The organism is Yersinia sp. Marseille-Q3913 (assembly GCF_963892745.1).
Lineage (GTDB): Bacteria > Pseudomonadota > Gammaproteobacteria > Enterobacterales > Enterobacteriaceae > Yersinia > Yersinia bercovieri.
The window spans coordinates 140,968-159,573 of sequence record NZ_CAWQAF010000022.1; the positions used below are offsets into that span (position 1 = coordinate 140,968).

Consider the following 18,606-nt stretch of genomic DNA (forward strand, 5'->3'; position numbering starts at 1 on the left):
TCTGAGAGTTAAACATGCAAGTATTGAGTTCATTACGTTCAGCAAAAAATCGTCATCCAGATTGCAAAATCGTCCGTCGCCGTGGTCGGGTGTATGTGATTTGTAAAAGTAATCCGCGTTTTAAAGCGGTTCAAGGCGGAACCCATAAGAAGCGTTAAGGATGAGTTCGGTGTCACCTGTAGTGAAAAGCCCCGTTGCTGCTCTGCGGGGCTTTTTTTTTTGCTGACGATCAACCTGTCATAAAGGGATAGCGCACTCAACCCCCGCTAACAATCGGAGGTTGAGCTCTATTTACGGCAACTATTTCATACTGCCCACAAGGGTATCAACATTGTGTTTGAAAGCTTCAGCGTAGGTCGCGGCCGGGCCACCAGCGGGAGACAATGCTTCAGGATAGAGCTCTCCCCCTGCTTTAGCACCACTGGCGGCGGCAATCTGTTTGACCAAACGTGGGTCCGTCTGATTCTCAATAAAATAGGTTTTTATCTTCTCTTGCTTGATTTGGTTAATCAACGCCGCCACACCGCTGGCACTGGCTTCAGACTCAGTTGAAAAACCCACTGGCGACAAGAAGTTAACCCCATATTCCTGGCTAAAATAGCCAAAAGCATCATGGCTGGTCAGGACTTTTCGCTGCCCTGCGGGGATCGCGGCAAACTGCGCTTTTGCATAAGCATCCAGTTTTTCCAATTGCTGGATATATTCCCCACCCCGCTTGCGGAAATAATCCGCATCTTCCGGGTCTGCGACAATCAATGCATTCATGACGTTGTTAGCATACTTAATGCCATTCGCCATGCTGTTCCATGCATGAGGATCGGTCACCCTCTTACCCTCCTCATCCATTTTACGGCTATCAACTCCGGTAGAGGCAATGACCACCTGCCCTTTATAACCCGAGGCGCTGATTAGCCGCTCTAACCCCCCTTCCAACCCTAATCCACTGACAAACACCACATCCGCTTTGGACAACTGTTTGCTATTTTTCGGCGTGGGTTCGAAACCATGGGGATCACCATTCGGCCCAACTAAGGTGATCACATTGACATGCTCGCCGCCCACCTGCTGAACGATGTCACCTAAAATAGAAAAACTGGCAACAGCTTCAATAGTTTTTGCCATCGCCAATGGGCTTGACAGCAGGGCAGCCACCGCCAAACTAATCGATAAACGCTTCATTTAACTCTCCTTTATTAACAGGCACTGCTTAACGGCGCGCGGTAACCAAAACCCCACCGCGCGTTCCAAATAAGATAGACAAAAAGAAAATTAGGCTGGCACTGAGTACAATCGCCGGACCAGCAGGTAGCGAGGCGTAATAGGACCACAGCAAGCCAACGAGACTGGCAACCATGCCGATCACCATGGCGATAGCCAGTGTATGGGGTAAATTTTTAGCCCAAAAACGGGCACTGGCGGCAGGTAACATCATCAGTCCGACCGACATAAGAGTGCCGAGGATCTGAAAGCCCGCCACCAGATTGAGAACCACTAACGACAAAAACAGCGCGTGAACCACCATCAACCAGCGGCCCATGCTGACCCGTAGAAAGAGAGGGTCGAAAGATTCAACCACTAGCGCGCGGTAAATAGCCGCTAGCGCCAGCATTGAGCATGTGGTGATTACGCCCACCATAGTCATGGCGTTGGTATCAACTGCCAAAATAGAACCGAATAACACATGGAGCAGGTCCATACTGGAACCACGCAGTGAGACCAACGTCACCCCTAACGCCAGCGACCCCAGATAGAAACCGGCAAAACTGGCATCCTCTTTTAACAGTGTTCGACGGCTGACCCACCCCGACATCACAGCAACTGCCAATCCGGCAATAAAGCCACCCACCCCCATTGCAACCAGTGACATCCCCGAAATCAAATAACCTATCGCCGCCCCCGGTAATACCGCGTGAGACAGAGCATCACCCACTAAACTCATTCGCCGTAACAATAAGAAAACACCTAAAGGGGCCGAACTGAGTGAGAGCGCCAAACAAGCCACCAGTGCACGGCGCATAAAACCAAAATCCATAAAAGGATCAATCAGTAAATGGATCAATGTCATGCGCTGATCATCCTCAGCAGTTCGGGCTGTTGCGGCGCAGAGGAGAGTGCGCAAGAAGCGCTGTGTGAGCGATGCAATTCGGCTAAAACCAGCACCGATTGCTGCCAACAATAGCTTTTGGGGGTTAGCCACAATGCATCGGGGAAGTGCTCAGCCACCATCGACATATCGTGCAAAACCGCAATAATGGTCCGGCCCTCATGGTGTAATTGATGGATAACTTCGAGGAGCAACTGCACCGTTTGGCTGTCGATGCCGGTAAAAGGCTCATCGAGCAAAATCAGCTGCGCTTGCTGTACCCAAAGGCGAGCAAACAACACTCTTTGCAACTGACCACCGGAAAGCTCCCCCACGGGCTGGCGCGCCATATCCTGCATACCGACCATATTGAGTGCCTGTTTTATTCGTTGGCGTGATTGATTATTTATCCCACCAAGTAACCCACTTTGCGGCCAGCATCCCATCGCGACCACATCCTGAACCGCAATCGGGAACTGTTTATCTAACTCGGCTTGTTGGGGAAGATAGGCCATTTGCGGTGCTCGCCCACCAACGAAGGTTAATTGCCCAGTAACTACCGGCTGCAAACCCGCCAATGTTTTAAGCAACGTGGATTTTCCTGCCCCATTTGCGCCAATAATTGCAGTCAGGGAACCGGCGGAAAAACAGCCGTCAATGGGGGGTGTCAGTGGATTTCGATCATATCCGATTTCAATTTTTCTCAAATTTATCATGGCAGTACATTCGCCCAATAAATCGCACACCACAGCAATAGGCAAAGTAAGGCGACGGCGCCGATGCGCTGTAATGAGGAGAGTGAGAACAACGTCCAGGCAAGAAAGGGATTCAGCCGGGCAAGGAAAGAGTGCTTATTCATATCAGAGAAAGACACATGAATTTATGATACATTATAACATCACATATCATCAATGAATTCAAGAAAACATCGCGGGCTGGGATTTGGTACTCTAGTGCCAGAATGACTCGTTAGCGCTCTAAACACGATAAATAACACAATAAAACAAAAGTAATCTAGCAGCCCTCCTCTTGATCAAACCCGTAGAGCACTCTAAATTAATAGAGTGTTGTTAAGTTAATCGTACTTAATATCCCAAAATATGAGAAATCCTCGTTAAGGGTAGTTATTTCATTGCAAAATTGCGTTATTGAAACTTTACGGCCTAAATAGCCTCACGAAGTGTTAACTAACTATGTTGCTTGAAAACCGCATTAAACCTGATTTTTCTCATTCAAATCATGAGAATAGTTGCAGAAATACAGTGTCATCGCATTTTTTGCAACAATGATGATGCAATAATAAATTATTGTTACCACCATGAGCGAACAATTAATGAACAATGAAATAGCTGGCGACTTCACTGCTGGGGGTTACCCAGTCTCATTACTGAAGCGGGTTATCAACAATAATATTCGTGAAATTGAAGGAAGTTTAGTTTCCGGCTTAATGTATTATTCTGAAAATGCCAGATACACAGCAGGTTCATTAGAAATTCTTGATATTTCTCATTTGCAAGATAACCATTATTCAATGAGTTACTGTTATCAGTGGCATATCTTTAACCCTTGTTTGGACATCCATACTGAAGAGTCCCTAACAAGTGCTGTAACATTTATTGTACATCCGGAAAAAATAATTTTTGATATCATTAACAATGATCGACCGTCAACCGCTGACGAATTGTAAGATTAAGTAATAAAGTTGCGCGGTGAACGAAGAAATGATTTATATTCATAGCAAGGCAAGCTTATTTAGGTTAACGATAAGCGTCTGCGCTTATATGATTATCAATCTACTCACATTGTGTTATCAACACCGAATTAAGACTTTACGGAGGGGATGATATGGATGAGTACTCGCCTAAGCGGCATGATATTGCCCAACTGAAGTTTCTCTGTGAGAGTTTGTATGATGAAGGCATTGCTACACTTGGTGATAGCCACCATGGGTGGGTCAATGACCCCACAGCAGCTGTAAATCTACAACTTAATGATTTGATCGAGCATATAGCTTCATTTGTGATGAGTTTTAAAATAAAATACCCGGATGACGGCGACCTTTCAGAGTTAGTGGAAGAATATTTAGACGATACATATACTCTGTTTAGTAGTTACGGGATCAATGATCCTGAATTGCGTCGCTGGCAAAAAACCAAAGAGCGTTTATTCAGACTTTTCTCAGGAGAATACATCTGTACCCTGATGAAAACTTAAGGGATAGTTTCCCTATATTAATTTGTATATCGAGAAGAAAAATCACCATGACAAAAACTGACTACCTGATGCGTTTAAGAAAATGTACGACTATTGATACGCTAGAACGTGTAATTGAAAAGAATAAGTACGAACTTTCCGACGATGAGCTGGAATTATTTTACTCAGCGGCTGATCATCGTCTGGCTGAGCTCACAATGAATAAGCTTTATGATAAAATTCCACCTACAGTTTGGCAGCATGTGAAATAGTCCGCTTAACGCTGGTTAAGACACAACAACGTTGAGCCGATAAATCTATCGGCTTCAATGCGCTAGGCGATTTTTACGTTTGTTAATTTAAGATAAATTTCTTAGATAAAACGACGGTATTGAAGGTTAACTTTAATCCCGCGCTATTGCGTTCCTGCGCTTAGGTGAAATCCTGTGACTTATCAGGATGCTGTAAAAGCATTTAAGTAAAAATGATTCAGCGCTCTATTTATTAACATTTTGTCTGACCGCTAATAGTTTCAAGACATTATTAATCATATGTCAGATTGAATGTATAAATAGAAAGTTCAAACCAGTGGGGAATGAAAAGGATCTTATTCTTCTGTTCAATACTCAGCCTATTCTGCAATGTCTGGCGAATAGGATAGGGAGATTTAAGGTAGATCGCTATCAGGGGGGAAGAGACTTCAGATAAGATCAACAAGATAAAACATCTATACAGCAGAAATGGTGGAGGCCCTGCCAGCTACATCCCAGCACACACCTCACCTGCTACGGCTGCTTCCTTCCGGATCTGACCGAGTTCACAAGTTAGTGTTGCGGGAGAACCAACAGGACCTCCATTGACGTTAACGGCTCCTTGTACTCTGGAGCGGTGGGTATTATCGACCATGCCCAGCCAAATAGCAAGGTAACACCAGCTAACCGGTGGTTTATTGCGCACTCATACTCAGGTTTGTGCTTAATCTATTCTCTTCAAGCAAAAAAATAATCGACGATGTTATTTATATCGTGCGACGCTATCCTCTATGCAAATAATAGAGCCGCAAGAGGATGCAGTGACATCATCAGAAACCTCCCCCAAAAATCAGGATGAATCTACGACGACGGAATATCAGGATGAGCATGATAGCCCACCGATAATGGACAGTTTTCGTCAGCGGGTATTCCAGGTTGTGGCCGCTATCCCCTACGGACAGGTCACCACTTATGGTGATATTGCGCGGTTAATTGGTTCCCCACGAGCGGCACGGCAAGTCGGTGGTGTTCTAAAGCGTTTACCGCAGGGGTCTGCATTGCCTTGGCATCGGGTGATTAATCGCCACGGTGAAATATCATTAATTGGTGATGATTATCTGAGGCAGAAAAAAGCATTATTGGCCGAGGGCATTCAAATTGATATCATGGGCAGAATTGATTTACAGCAATATCGTTGGCAGTACCGTTAATCTCAGCGCCACAGCATAGTGGTTATACTGCGGCGCTTCGATGGCTACGGTGTGGTCGTAGCACCTGATATCGTCGCAGCGCCTGGGGTTGTCGCCGGTGCAGTTTCTATGGCAACGGAGGTCACGGGGACCAGCTGCAAATTAGCCTGAGTCCCGGCTCCACGGTTTATCACCTCCTGAATGGTATCAGTGATAAACATTAACTGACCATTATGGGTGATCGCCGCACTCACAATGATGCGCGCGTTTGGCTGGATATCTGATGGGTTAAACGGCAGGGTAAAGGTAAATGGCGCCTGTTTGCCCTCAGTACGAACCGCTTTCTGAGCAATGACTCGTGATGGTGCATCAGCCAGTGAGGCATCCGACAGCGTCACCGTAACCACGGCATCGGGTGGTAATGCAATGCGCTCGCGGATGTTTACTGTTCCTTGCACCGCAGGCTGCGCAATAGGAGCTGCTGCTGTCACCCCCGCAGGGGCAGGAACTGGCACATCAGCGCCTTGGTGAGCACACCCAGCCAGACTGACCACTAATGCTGCCCCACCCGCTACCTGCCAAAATGTCATTGATTGCCAAGGTTTCATAGGTCGCACTCCTTCTTATTATTAAGATGCTGACTATTCACAGAATAGGCACGCGTTTAATCAGTGGCTTCAACCACCTAGCACGCTAATTATAGCACAATCTGCTGAGACTTTCCGTTTGCCCTAAGATTCAGCCGTTTATCAGACTATTCCTTAAAAGATGATCATTAGCCCAACAGGGATCACAGCAATATATTGACGCCCCCCCAACAGATTCAGCACACTGTAGGTGAACTCAACCATCAAGGGCCACAACATGAGCCAGCCATTAGCAAAACTGCTCGATCTACTCCATCTGGAAAAAATTGAAGAAGGGATCTTTCGTGGCCAAAGTGAAGATCTGGGCTTGCGCCAGGTATTTGGCGGGCAGGTCGTCGGTCAGGCTATCTATGCTGCAAAACAAACCGTCCCCATGGATCGGATTGTCCACTCATTCCACAGCTATTTTTTGCGCCCAGGGGATAGCAGTAAGCCAATTATCTATGACGTCGAAACGTTACGTGATGGCACCAGTTTCAGCGCCCGCCGGATCAGTGCTATTCAAAATGGTAAACCTATCTTCTACATGACGGCGTCGTTTCAGAGTCAGGAGGAGGGATTTGAGCACCAAAACACCATGCCGGACGTGCCCTCGCCAGATGGATTGATGTCAGAGAGTGACATTGCCCGTCAGTTTGCACATTTGATCCCCGAAAAAGTGCGGGAAAAATTTATTGGCAATCAGCCAATTGAAATGCGCCCGGTGAAATTCCATAACCCGCTGCAAGGTTCGGTCGAAGAGCCAAATCGCTATGTCTGGTTCCGCGCCAATGGCGAAATACCTGATGACTTGCGGGTTCACCAATATTTGCTGGGCTATGCTTCTGACTTCAATTTCCTGCCAACCGCCTTGCAGCCGCACGGCATTGGCTTCCTTGAGCCTGGAGTGCAGATTGCCACGATAGACCATTCGATGTGGTTCCACCGACCATTCCGTCTGGATAACTGGTTGCTGTATGCCGTAGAAAGCACCTCAGCTTCAGGAGCGCGGGGCTTTGTTCGCGGGCAGATCTACAACCAACAGGGCGTGCTGGTTGCCTCTACAGTGCAGGAGGGCGTGATCCGTTTGCATCGGTGATACCGCCGCAAAGCGACTCCGATACCCAAAATAAAACAGGGGCGATAGTGAAATCGCCCCTGTTGCTTATCATCATTATTATTAGTTTTCTAACGTCTTAGTCTGTTTTGAGCCACTGAACTTCTTGCTAAGCTAACTTATTGGTTGTAAGCATTTTCGCCGTGACTGTTAACATCCAGACCTTCGCGTTCTTGCTCTTCTGGCACTCGCAGACCAACAACCAGGTCGGCAATTTTGAAGGCAACAAAGGCAACAACACCAGACCAGACCAAACACACACCGACACTGAACAACTGTACGCCAACCTGATGGCCCATGGTGACGCCAGCCGCGTAACCTGTACCGCCCAGTGAAGCAGAGGTGAAGACCCCCGTCAGGATACAACCGATAATCCCGCACACACCGTGGACGCCGAACACGTCACAAGTATCATCCACTCGCAGCCATTTCTTCAGCAGTACCACACCCCACAGGCCAGCAACACCACCTACCAGACCGATAATCAATGCGCCCCCCACCCCAACAGTACCTGCCGCAGGTGTAATCGCAACCAGACCTGCGATACAACCGGAACACGCACCCAGTAAAGAGGGTTTGCCGCGTAAAATCCACTCAGCAAAGACCCAAGAGAGAATGGCACCTGCTGTTGCGACCACGGTATTCAAGAAGGCAAGCGCGGCAATTTCGTTAGCCGCACTGGCTGAACCCGCATTGAAGCCAAACCAGCCGATATAGAGGATCGCAGTACCGGTAAACACCATTGGTAAGTTGTGTGGTTTGAAAGCTTCTTTGCCAAAGCCCGCACGTTTACCCAGTAAGTAAGCACCTACTAAGCCTGCGATAGCGGCGTTAATGTGCACCACTGTACCACCGGCAAAGTCCAGCGCGCCGTCCATTGCCAGGAAGCCGCCGCCCCATACCATGTGGGCCATTGGCAGGTAGGAGAAGGTGAACCACAGCACCGCGAAGATTAATACCGCAGAGAAACGAATACGTTCGGCGAATGAACCCACCACCAGTGCGACCGTGATGCAGGCGAATGATGCCTGGAACACCACATGGATGTATTGGTAGAAGGTGCCGCTCAAACTGGTCAGGCCAATACCTTTCAGCATCGCCATATCGAAGCTACCGAAGAAGGCATTACCGGTACTGAAAGCCAGACTATAACCGTAGAGGATCCACAGTACGCAGATCAGTGCAAAGGTCACGGTGACCTGAGTCATCATTGATAATACGTTTTTGGAACGCAGCAGGCCGCCGTAGAACAGGGCAATACCGGGCACAGTCATAAACAACACCAAGGCGGTGCAAATCATCATAAAAGCATTATCAGCTTTGTCAGCTACAGCCGGTACAGCAGCCATTGCCAAAGAGGGCAGCATCGCTACCGAACTCAGGCCCAACACGGATAAAAGTTTTCTCATCATCAACCCATCCCTATTCACTAAATTTGAGCCTGCAAATTACAGTGCTGCTTCGTCTGTTTCGCCGGTACGGATGCGAATAACACGTTGCAATTCAGCAACGAAAATTTTGCCATCACCAATTTTTCCGGTATAGGCTGCCTTACTGATCACATCAATCACTTCATCTAATTGATCATCGGCAATCGCGATATCAATTTTCACTTTAGGTAAGAAATTGACGCTGTATTCAGCTCCACGATAGAGTTCGGCGTGTCCTTTCTGGCGACCAAATCCTTTTACTTCGGTTACGGTCAGCCCCTGAATACCCACAGAGGACAAGGCTTCGCGCACATCCTCCAGCTTAAATGGTTTGATCACCACGGTAACCAGCTTCATATTTGCCCCTTCTCGAACTAAGTCGAATTTAAGTCTCCACGAGACACCTGTCTGCCACAAAAGAAACAAAGCAAAGGCTATGCCATAAATAAAGATAGCGGAAATTTAGTGTAAAAATGGCGAACAGAGGGCTGTTGAGAGAACCAGGCCCATGCTGACAGGGCGACACCAATAGCATTGCGTATTTTTTGTGCACCAAATTAGTGCGATGCGCGTCACATAAGTGCACCACCGCATTGATGGGCTATTACGTGCAAGATTATGGTGCGGTATGCCCGCTCCCTTGCAAACTGTCGCGGTACAGGAGGGGGTATTCGGTGGGGAATGGGACTGGGAAGCGCCTCAGGGAGTGATGCGAGGCCGCCTGGCCCCGCAGATTATCCCTTAATTCACCGCAGTTTCTACCTGGTCAATGGCCGCTAAATCTTCGCTGACCAATTGCAACTGGTACATTTGATAATAGCGCCCATGGGCCGCAAGCAGTTCTTGATGCTTACCTTGTTCAACTGCCACACCACGGTGCAACACCAAGATGGTATCAGCATCGACAATGGTTGAGAGGCGGTGAGCAATCACCACCAAAGTGGTATTTTTGCGGATCAGCTGCAATGCCCGCTGAATCGACTGTTCAGTACCAGAGTCAATATTGGCGGTCGCTTCATCCAAAATCAGAATTTGCGGCGCTTGTACCAATACCCGCGCCATCGCCAACAGCTGTTTCTGCCCGACTGACAAGGTATTGCCCTGCTCCCCGAGCATACTGTGCAGCCCATCAGGCAGTGCATGAACTAATGGCGCAAGTTGCACCGTCTCCAGCGCTTGCCAAACTTGCTGCTCACTGATATCACGGCCTAAGGCCACATTGGCGAAGAAAGAGTCTGCCAACACCACCGGATCTTGTTGCACCATGGCAACCCCCTGGCGCAAGGTCTGGTGAGATAACTCAGAGAGTGGTCGGCCATCAAGCAGAATCTCCCCTTGCTGCACCGGGTAGTAACCCATCAACAGATTAGCCAGCGTGCTCTTGCCGCTGCCGGTATGCCCGACCAGGGCAATAAATCCACGTGACGGCACATCAAGAGAGATATTTTGCAGTACCATTTTATCGTGACGATAAGCAAAGCTGACACTCTTCACCTGAATACGGCCACTGGTCAGCGGGCGGTCATCGGTGCCATAACCCTGCTGAGCGCGATCCATCAGATCGAAAATACGCTCCCCAGCCACCACTGCTTGTTGCAGGATAGATTGCTGAGATGTCAGCTCAATCAACGGCTCATTTAAGCGCCCCAGATAGTTAATAAATGCATACAGCACCCCCACCCCGACGGAACCTTCTGGGCTGAAACCGAACAGCAGCAACAGACCGCATAACACCATGGCAGAGAACAGACTCAGCAGCGGGCGTAAAAGAAAACCCTCCAGGCGTAAAGTTTGCATCCGCGCCATATAATGTGCGCGACTGGCTGACTCCATCCGCTCTCCGAAGCGCGCTTGCTGGCGAAACTGCTGAATAACACCCATGCCATTAATCACTTCATTAAAGCCGTCGTTGATGTCGGCCAGATAGGCCCGAACCCGCCGCACCACAGGTGTGCTATAGCGCTGATAAATCGCCATCACCACCAATACCGCAGGGAAGATACAGATTGAAATCAGCGCCATGCGCCAATCCAGACTGAACATCGCCACCAGCATGGCGCCGATTAACGCGGCACTTTTTAGCACCGTGGAGACCACCATCACATATAAATCTTTGATGACTTCAGTGTCATTAGTTACGCGGGAAATCAATTGCCCTACCGGCTGGGTATCAAAAGCACTGAGCGGCTGGCGCAAAGCCGCATCCATCACTTCAATGCGCAACCGCTGAACCACGCCGACCGCAGTACGATTAAACAGCAGCGCCTGAAAATAGTGCAACGTCGCAGCCAGCAGTTGCAGCAGCAGATATGCCAATGCCAGCCCACTCACCAAACCGAGCGGCAAGGTGCCTTTCGCCACCACGTGGTCAATAAAATAGCTGATCAACAGTGGGCCACTGACTTCAGCGGCAGCGGCAACCCAGAGCATCAAGACCGCCAGCCCTAATGGTTTTCGATAGGGAGAACCATAGGAGAGCAGGCGTTTGAGTGTTGGCCAAAGTTGCTGCGGTTTACTCATCGGTTTTGGCCTCCGGTTCACCATCATCTAATGCCGCTTCCAGTTGTTGATAGCGGTACATCTCGCGATACCAACCCGATTGATTGACCAATAAATTATGTGTGCCGCGCTGCATCACACCGCCGTGTTGCATCACCAGAATTTCGCTGGCTTCCGTCAAAGCGGAGAGCCGATGGGCGCTAATAATCACGGTGCGATGTTCGCCCCAAAGGCGCAGATTTTTTAAGATCTCATGCTCGGTCTGACCATCAACCGCAGAGAGTGCATCATCAAGAATTAGAATTTCAGTCTCCAGCAACAGCGCTCGGGCAATGGAAATGCGCTGTTTCTGCCCGCCGGACAGCATCACGCCGCGCTCGCCCACTTCAGTGTCATACCCTTGAGGAAGGCGCAAAATATCCTCATGGACACTGGCTAAACGCGCGGCCCGCTCAATTTGTTCCTGAGTGGCATCAGGTTTACCTAACGCGATATTGCCCGCCACTGTGTCAGAGAAAAGGAATGGCGTCTGACTGACGACGGATAAGCGCCCGCGCCAGTCATGCAAACGAATATCCGACAGCGCATGTCCCTGATAACTGATAGCGCCATCATCAATATCAAATTGCCGCTGAATTAATGCCAGCAAGGTGCTTTTACCGGACCCCGTCGGCCCACATAGCCCCAACATCTGCCCCGGAGCCAACTTCAGCGCGACATCATGTAATGCGGGCTGTTCAGCCCCCGGATAATAGAAATGCCGAATGTTTACCGCTAATGTGCCACGCCCGTTAGATAATTCGATCTCACCATCTTTTACCACTGGCGCCTCTTCCAACAAACTACGGATACGGCTATAGGCCGCACTACCGCGTTCGACAATATTGAACATCCACGCCAACGCCAACATCGGCCAGATCATTAACCCCAGATACATCACAAAACTGGTCAACTGCCCTAAGGTAATGCTGTGGTTCACCACCATCCAGCTACCGCCGCCGATGGCTAATAAATTAGCGATGCCGATAGCAATATAAATGGTCGGATCAAAACGGGCGTCAATGCGCGCAACGTACATGTTCTTCGCGCCCGCTTCGGTGGCAACCTGTGCAAATTGCTGTGATTGATTATCTTCCAGACCAAAAGCTTTAATCATGCGGATGCTGGTCAGACTCTCTTGCGCCTGATTATTGAGGCTAGAAAATGCGCCCTGCGCCGATTTAAAGCGCTGGTGCAGTTGGTCGCCATAATATTTGATCACTATCGCCATCACCGGCATGGGTAACAGCGACAACAATGTCAATTGCCAACTGATTTGAGTGCTCATCACAATCAGTACTGCACAGCCCATCACCAGCGAATCCACCAGAGTCAACACGCCCTCACCTGCGGCAAAAACCACCCGATCGACATCATTTGTGGCGCGCGCCATTAAATCGCCGGTACGGTGACGTAAATAGAAGCTGGGGGCCTGGCAGCTGAGTTGGCGATAGAAGTTCGATCGTAACTCCACCGCCAATTGGTAGGATGCGCCGAAGAGTAGCACACGCCAGACATAGCGCAGTAGATAGACCACGATTGCCGTCACCAGCATCACCCCGATCCACACCAATAGCCTGTCGGTCGACATCTGTTTTGTACTGATGCCGTCCACAATTACCCCGACCAGTTTTGGTGGCAATAATTGCAAGATAGCAATAATGATCAGCAGCAACACCGCGCCTACATAGCGACGCCACTCTCGGCGGAAATACCAGCCTAATTGTGCAAACAATCTCACTCAGTCTTATTCCATGGTCTGACACCGAATAGCATCGGTATTCTTCTTGCTATACGCAATCAATGAGGGAGTAGGATACCATCGTTAAAATGACTTTTTATTCAAAAAATTTTCACTCGGGAACCGGTAACATAGTTGTATATTTGATTTTTTCCATCGCAAAGCTCGATGTCACATCAATCAGTCCCGGCACGCCATTCACCATGCGTTTGTAAAAATTGTCGTAACTTTTCATATCGGCGACCTCTACCTGCATCAGATAGTCATATTCACCCGCCATCCGATAGAACGCCAGCACCTCAGGCATTTTCTGGATGAACTCGACGAAGGCCTGATACCAATCGCTATTATGCTGCTGCGTCTTAATCAGCACAAATGCCGTCAGTCCTAAACCCAACTTTTCACTGTCCAGTAGCGCCACTCGCCCACGGATAAAACCCTCATCCTCAAGGCGCTTTAGGCGTTTCCAACATGGAGTGGAGGTCAAATTGACCGCCTCAGCCAAAACTTGCAATGATTGAGTGCAGTCTTTTTGCAACATACAGAGCAGCTTGCGGTCTGTTTTATCTAGCATAGCCGTTATCCATGGAATAATTTTCTATCATTTGGCGATAAAGAAGGAAAAATGGCAACGTTTTTTTCTTTGATAACCGATAACATAACAATCATTATATTACTATTTATATCGTAGGCCGCCAAATGACCAATACTTGGGTAAAAAATTCTATCAGTGAAATAGAAGCTGATTTTCAACGCTCCGCTGATACCACCTGATCCGCCTAAATCTGCCTGCTTTTCCCGGCATTTATCTCTATTTGAAAGATGAGAGCCCCCATCCTACCGGTAGCTTAAAGCACCGCCTGGCCCGCTCATTGTTCCTCTATGGCTTATGTTATGGCTGGATCACCGAAGGCACCACGATAATTGAGGCCTCTTCCGGCAGCACAGCGGTATCTGAAGCCTATTTTGCTCGCCTGATTGGCTTGCCATTTATTGCCGTCATGCCAAGTTGCACCGCTCGACGAAAAGTTGAGCAAATCGCTTTCTACGGCGGTCGCTGCCATTTTGTCGACCACGCGGGGCAAATCTATGCTGCATCGGAGCAATTGGCCCGTGAGTTGAATGACCACTATATGGATCAGTTCACTTTTGCGGAACGAGCAACCGACTGGCGCGGCAATAATAACATTGCCGACAGTATCTTCCGCCAGATGGCCCGCGAACCCTTCCCTGTCCCGGGCTACATTGTGATGAGCGCCGGCACCGGCGGCACTTCCGCCACGTTAGGCCGCTATATCCGCTATCAAGGACATGATACCCAACTGGTGGTTGTCGATCCGGAAAATTCGGTATTTTATGACTGCTTCTGCAACCGTGATCGCACGGTTACCGGCAACTGTGGTAGCCGCATTGAAGGGATAGGTCGCCCACGAGCTGAACCTTCATTTATTCCAGAGGTAATCGACAGCATGTTGCGCGTACCGGATGCCGCCAGTGTGGCAACCATCCATTGGCTGGAGGGCATTCTGGGGCGCAAAGTGGGGGCATCGACGGGAACTAACGTCTGGGGAGCATTACAATTAGCCAAACAGATGCGCGAGCAGGGAAAAACGGGCGCGATTGTGACATTACTCTGTGACAGCGGTGAGCGCTATCTTGATACCTACTACAACGCACAGTGGGTTAGCACTAATATTGGCGATTTAACCCCCTTTCGCAATGAGCTAAATAACCTGTAGTTTGCCGATCAAGGGGGCTTGAAACAGCCCCCTTTGAGAAGAAAAAAACCGGATGATTATCCGGCTGGCTAATAGCTATACCCAAAGTCATTGATGTTGTAGCATCAGAACTCAGGGTATAAACCTCAGAATTCGGGGGAATAGGTGAGGTGTGGTGAACTTAGCCAATGTTGCAAATAGTGCGCGACGCCTTGCTGCTCGCAGCGACCAATAACCTGTAAATGGGGTAATTCTTGTTTCAATTGCGGTAGTGCATTTCCCATCACCAATCCGCGCCCCACCCGTGACAGCATCTCTTTATCATTCATTGCATCACCAAAGGCCATGCAATCTGCCAGTGTCAAATCAAGGCGATGGCTTAATCGTTCCAACGCCGCCCCTTTGTTACAGCCTTGGGGGAGCACTTCAAGACATTCGGCGGCGGAAAAACAGAAGTCAGCTTTGCCACCCATCTGTTGTTCTAGCTGCGTTTTAAGCTCAGTTAGCTCTTGGTGTGGGGCAATAAAGCAGATTTTGTGATTACCGGTCAGCGGCAATGCATCCAACGCCGTGAGTTGGAACTGGAACCCGCTGGTTTTATGGGCGGTTAACAGAGCGGCATCATTGCAATCGGTAAACCAGCCATCATCGCGGAATAAGTGGATACTGGCATTTGTCTGCCAGGGAGTTCGCAGCACAAACTCCACCAGCTCAGCAGGTAAATCCATGCCATATAAGGGAGCCCCATCCAGATCCGCTACCCGCGTACCATTGCCAGTAATCAAGTAGCCGTTAATTCCTGAATGAGAAAGGATCCCTTTCATATCAATATAGTGACGCCCAGTTGCGAACGTCAGAATCACCCCACTCTCGACTAACTGATGCAAGGCATTCAATGTCGCACCGCCAATATTATGGTCGCGCATCAGTAAGGTTCCATCCATATCAAAAGCGGCTAAACGGTACATTAAAAACCTCACTGAGTGGAAAACTGATGGTATAGATAGAATTATGGCGTACTATTTACGGAACTAATAGTGAACAAATAATTTAAACTATTCCGGATTTAATTATGCGCATAATTCACCGGCTCACCCAATATCAACGATTGTATCAAAAGTTTGGCGATCAACCCGTTGCCACTACAGTCGGTGAACTGGCAGGTTTGCTATTTTGCAGCGAACGACATGCCCGCACCCTGATCCAGCAGCTACAGTCGAGTGAATGGCTCAGCTGGTATTCACAGGTTGGCCGAGGAAAACGTGCGCAGCTGCAATGTCTGAAAAGCCCTGATGCACTGCGGGCAACCTACCTGAAAATGTTCCTTGAGCAAGGTGATCATCAGGCCGCACTTGCCTTGACCCAGCTTGAACCGGAACGTCTACAAACTTTGCTAAACCCTCATATGGGGGGACAATGGCAAGCAGACAGCCCAATCCTGCGTATTCCTTATTACCGTGAGCTTGAACCCCTAAACCCGATGTTCGTCACGGGTCGGGCAGAGCAACATTTGATTTATACTTTGCACGCGGGACTCACCCGCTTTAACACTGGTGACCCGCAGCCAAAGCCGGATCTGGCCCATCACTGGCAAGTCAGTGATGATGGCTTAACCTGGCAATTCTTCTTACGCAGCCAATTGCGTTGGCATAATGGCGAGCACATTCGCGGAGAACAATTATTGCAAACACTGGCGCTGTTGCGGGAAAATCCACGCAGCCAACCCAGTTTTGCCAATATTTCAGCGTTCACCCTCCCCCATGCTTTATGCTTAAAATTTACCCTTTCCAAACCTGACTACTGGCTGGCACATCGGTTAGCAGACTTACCCTGCCGACTGTTTCATCCAGACGATCCATTGCTGGGGGCAGGCCCATTTAAGTTGGCGACTTTCGACCAGCATCTGGTGCGGCTGGAGCAACATGAGTTTTATCATTTGCAGCACCCTTATCTGGAGATCATCGAATACTGGATAACACCAAGTCTTATGGGGCAATCGACTAAAGGTGGTTGCCAGCATCCCGTACGTATCACCATTGGCCAGGAAGAGGATTTTCCGCTAGCCCGCCCTGTCCAGCGCAGCATGAGTCTCGGTTTTTGTTATCTGGCGATTAACCGACATCTCAGTAACATTACACCGCAGCAAACAGCTAAATTACTAATGCTCGTGCAAACTTCCGGTATCTTAGAAGAGCTGTCGGTACGTCGCGGAGTGATAACCCCCAGCCATGAAATGCTGCCAGGTTGGCCGATCCCGCAGTTTACGTCTGATGATAATCCACCACTACCCGCACATCTGATACTGACTTATCAACCGCCGATGGAACTTAAGAGTGTCGCCGAACAGTTAAAAACAGTATTGGCGGCACAGGGTTGCACATTAGAGATCCGGGCCAGCCACGATAAGCGGTGGAAAGGCACGCACCAAATTGAAAGCGCGGACTTATTATTAGCTGACCATCTGGTCGGCGAATCTCCGGAAGCCACAATGGAGAGCTGGCTCAGACTTGATCCACTGTGGCGCGGTATTCTCTCTCCTGAGCAATTAATTCAGCAGCAAGAAACACTGACAGATATTCAGCAAATTGAACTAGCACCAGAACGTTTTCGCCAATTACAGGTATATTACAATGATCTGATGCTGTCCGGCTTAATTCTGCCGCTATTCAACTACCAATATCAGGTTAATGCCCCACCACGAATTAACGGTGTGACACTGACCGCTTATGGCTGGTTCGACTTCAGCCAGGCATGGTTGCCCCCTACGACAAATTGATCATCAACTATAAATTGATCACTAACTACAATTTGATCACTAGCTACCATCTGATCACCAACTACAATCTGTAGCGCCAACTATAGCCTGGCCACCAAACACGGGTTGCTACCTTTTAGTGCGCGAACTGAGTACCATACGGCCAGTTCTTAATTCTTGCTGCGGGTTTGCTCTTTCAAAACCACAGCCGTACGAGGTCACAGTATGAAACGTGCCGTAGTTGTTTTTAGTGGTGGACAAGACTCCACAACCTGCTTAATTCAAGCATTACAGCAATATGACGAAGTCCACTGTATTACGTTCGATTATGGGCAACGTCACCGCGCAGAGATAGACGTTGCTCGCGAGCTTGCCACGCAACTTGGTGCTAAGGCACACAAAGTATTGGATGTCGGTATGCTCAACGAATTAGCCGTCAGCAGTCTTACCCGAGACAGCATTCCTGTGCCGACTTATCACGAAGAAGTTGCTGATGCGGTTCCCAGCACCTTTGTCCCTGGTCGTAATATTCTCTTCCTAACATTGGCCGCTATCTATGCTTATCAAGTGCAAGCACAGGCAGTAATCACTGGTGTCTGCGAGACCGACTTCTCCGGCTACCCTGATTGCCGCGATGAGTTCGTTAAAGCACTCAATCACGCTATCGATTTAGGTATTGGCCGAGATATCGCTTTCATCACCCCGCTGATGTGGCTGGATAAAGCCGAAACATGGGCATTGGCGGATTATTATCAGCAACTCGATCGTGTCCGTAATGATACCCTCACCTGTTATAACGGAATTCAGGGTGATGGCTGCGGTGAATGTGCCGCCTGCCACTTGCGCGCCAAAGGGCTGGAGTTCTATCTAGCCAATAAGCCCCATGTTTTATTGAGCCTGAAACAAAAAATTGGGCTGGTTTGACTATTTCATCGCCCTGCCCCTGCCCTACGCTGATCATTAC

Annotated in this window: 19 protein-coding genes, 1 other RNA gene and 1 pseudogene; 9 read left to right on the top strand and 12 right to left on the bottom strand. The window is 48.9% G+C overall.

Annotated elements, in window-relative coordinates; genetic code table 11:
* The first annotated feature begins 14 nt into the window (after positions 1-14).
* Positions 15-158, top strand: a complete 144-nt coding sequence (gene ykgO / locus AACW11_RS10970; protein WP_002208618.1) for a type B 50S ribosomal protein L36 — start codon at positions 15-17, stop codon at positions 156-158.
* Positions 159-300: 142 nt separating this feature from the next.
* On the opposite strand, the gene AACW11_RS10975 is transcribed toward ykgO, so the two are convergent.
* The 4 genes from AACW11_RS10975 to AACW11_RS10990 are packed head-to-tail and all read right to left on the bottom strand — an operon-like array spanning position 301 to position 2,942.
* Positions 301-1,179 (bottom strand): metal ABC transporter substrate-binding protein, encoded by an 879-nt coding sequence (locus tag AACW11_RS10975; RefSeq protein WP_212584312.1) that lies wholly within the window; start codon positions 1,177-1,179, stop codon positions 301-303.
* A gap of 28 nt (positions 1,180-1,207) precedes the next feature.
* Entirely contained in the window at positions 1,208-2,065 is an 858-nt protein-coding gene (locus tag AACW11_RS10980; protein WP_212584313.1) for a metal ABC transporter permease, read from the bottom strand.
* A complete protein-coding gene (locus AACW11_RS10985) occupies positions 2,062-2,799 on the bottom strand; it encodes a metal ABC transporter ATP-binding protein (RefSeq protein ID WP_212584314.1) in 738 nt (245 codons plus the stop codon). Before AACW11_RS10985 ends, AACW11_RS10980 begins: the two co-directional genes overlap by 4 nt.
* Positions 2,796-2,942 (bottom strand): hypothetical protein, encoded by a 147-nt coding sequence (locus AACW11_RS10990; protein WP_212584315.1) that lies wholly within the window; start codon positions 2,940-2,942, stop codon positions 2,796-2,798. Before AACW11_RS10990 ends, AACW11_RS10985 begins: the two co-directional genes overlap by 4 nt.
* 474 nt (positions 2,943-3,416) lie before the next feature.
* On the opposite strand from AACW11_RS10990, the gene AACW11_RS10995 reads away from it, so the two are divergent.
* The 3 genes from AACW11_RS10995 to ymoA all read left to right on the top strand — a co-directional run bounded on the left by AACW11_RS10995 (position 3,417) and on the right by ymoA (position 4,548).
* Positions 3,417-3,770: a hypothetical protein gene (locus AACW11_RS10995; protein ID WP_212584403.1), complete on the top strand. Its 354-nt coding sequence runs from the start codon at positions 3,417-3,419 to the stop codon at positions 3,768-3,770.
* A gap of 158 nt (positions 3,771-3,928) precedes the next feature.
* On the top strand, positions 3,929-4,297 hold the full coding sequence (gene tomB / locus AACW11_RS11000; RefSeq protein WP_005272706.1) for an Hha toxicity modulator TomB: 369 nt from the start codon (positions 3,929-3,931) through the stop codon (positions 4,295-4,297).
* 47 nt (positions 4,298-4,344) lie between these two features.
* Entirely contained in the window at positions 4,345-4,548 is a 204-nt protein-coding gene (gene ymoA / locus AACW11_RS11005; protein ID WP_002208622.1) for an expression modulating protein YmoA, read from the top strand.
* A 478-nt stretch (positions 4,549-5,026) separates the two neighbouring features.
* On the opposite strand, the gene ffs is transcribed toward ymoA, so the two are convergent.
* Positions 5,027-5,123, bottom strand: an RNA gene (gene ffs, locus AACW11_RS11010) — signal recognition particle sRNA small type.
* Positions 5,124-5,318: 195 nt separating this feature from the next.
* On the opposite strand from ffs, the gene AACW11_RS11015 reads away from it, so the two are divergent.
* A complete protein-coding gene (locus tag AACW11_RS11015; protein WP_249192712.1) occupies positions 5,319-5,738 on the top strand; it encodes an MGMT family protein in 420 nt (139 codons plus the stop codon).
* Positions 5,739-5,782: 44 nt separating this feature from the next.
* Here AACW11_RS11015 and AACW11_RS11020 read toward each other — a convergent pair whose 3' ends face one another.
* Positions 5,783-6,325 carry a YbaY family lipoprotein gene (locus AACW11_RS11020; RefSeq protein ID WP_212584316.1) on the bottom strand — a complete coding sequence of 181 codons (543 nt, stop codon included), beginning with the start codon at positions 6,323-6,325 and terminating at the stop codon, positions 5,783-5,785.
* A 256-nt stretch (positions 6,326-6,581) separates the two neighbouring features.
* On the opposite strand from AACW11_RS11020, the gene tesB reads away from it, so the two are divergent.
* Positions 6,582-7,442 (top strand): acyl-CoA thioesterase II, encoded by an 861-nt coding sequence (tesB, locus tag AACW11_RS11025; RefSeq protein ID WP_212584317.1) that lies wholly within the window; start codon positions 6,582-6,584, stop codon positions 7,440-7,442.
* A 137-nt stretch (positions 7,443-7,579) separates the two neighbouring features.
* Here the strand turns inward: tesB and amtB are convergent, their stop codons facing one another.
* From amtB to AACW11_RS11050, 5 genes are all read right to left on the bottom strand, one after another.
* The gene (amtB, locus tag AACW11_RS11030; protein ID WP_212584405.1) at positions 7,580-8,869 is read right to left on the bottom strand and encodes an ammonium transporter AmtB; all 1,290 of its coding nucleotides are present in this window, start codon (positions 8,867-8,869) and stop codon (positions 7,580-7,582) included.
* Positions 8,870-8,908: 39 nt separating this feature from the next.
* Complete coding sequence (gene glnK, locus AACW11_RS11035) at positions 8,909-9,247, bottom strand: P-II family nitrogen regulator (RefSeq protein WP_002208627.1); 339 nt, start codon at positions 9,245-9,247, stop codon at positions 8,909-8,911.
* Positions 9,248-9,631: 384 nt separating this feature from the next.
* A complete protein-coding gene (locus tag AACW11_RS11040; RefSeq protein ID WP_212584318.1) occupies positions 9,632-11,410 on the bottom strand; it encodes a SmdB family multidrug efflux ABC transporter permease/ATP-binding protein in 1,779 nt (592 codons plus the stop codon).
* Complete coding sequence (locus AACW11_RS11045) at positions 11,403-13,169, bottom strand: SmdA family multidrug ABC transporter permease/ATP-binding protein (RefSeq protein ID WP_212584319.1); 1,767 nt, start codon at positions 13,167-13,169, stop codon at positions 11,403-11,405. The genes AACW11_RS11040 and AACW11_RS11045 overlap by 8 nt, the downstream gene beginning before the upstream one ends.
* A 112-nt stretch (positions 13,170-13,281) precedes the next feature.
* On the bottom strand, positions 13,282-13,743 hold the full coding sequence (locus tag AACW11_RS11050) for an Lrp/AsnC family transcriptional regulator (RefSeq protein ID WP_145498374.1): 462 nt from the start codon (positions 13,741-13,743) through the stop codon (positions 13,282-13,284).
* 125 nt (positions 13,744-13,868) lie between these two features.
* Here AACW11_RS11050 and AACW11_RS11055 point away from each other — a divergent pair.
* Positions 13,869-14,908: pseudogene (locus tag AACW11_RS11055) on the top strand (PLP-dependent cysteine synthase family protein).
* Positions 14,909-15,033: 125 nt separating this feature from the next.
* On the opposite strand, the gene cof reads toward AACW11_RS11055, so the two are convergent.
* Positions 15,034-15,855 carry an HMP-PP phosphatase gene (gene cof / locus AACW11_RS11060; protein WP_212584320.1) on the bottom strand — a complete coding sequence of 274 codons (822 nt, stop codon included), beginning with the start codon at positions 15,853-15,855 and terminating at the stop codon, positions 15,034-15,036.
* Between the two features lie 104 nt (positions 15,856-15,959).
* On the opposite strand from cof, the gene AACW11_RS11065 reads away from it, so the two are divergent.
* The gene (locus AACW11_RS11065; protein ID WP_212584321.1) at positions 15,960-17,663 is read left to right on the top strand and encodes an SgrR family transcriptional regulator; all 1,704 of its coding nucleotides are present in this window, start codon (positions 15,960-15,962) and stop codon (positions 17,661-17,663) included.
* A gap of 204 nt (positions 17,664-17,867) precedes the next feature.
* Entirely contained in the window at positions 17,868-18,566 is a 699-nt protein-coding gene (gene queC / locus AACW11_RS11070; protein ID WP_212584322.1) for a 7-cyano-7-deazaguanine synthase QueC, read from the top strand.
* Positions 18,567-18,606: the final 40 nt, after the last annotated feature.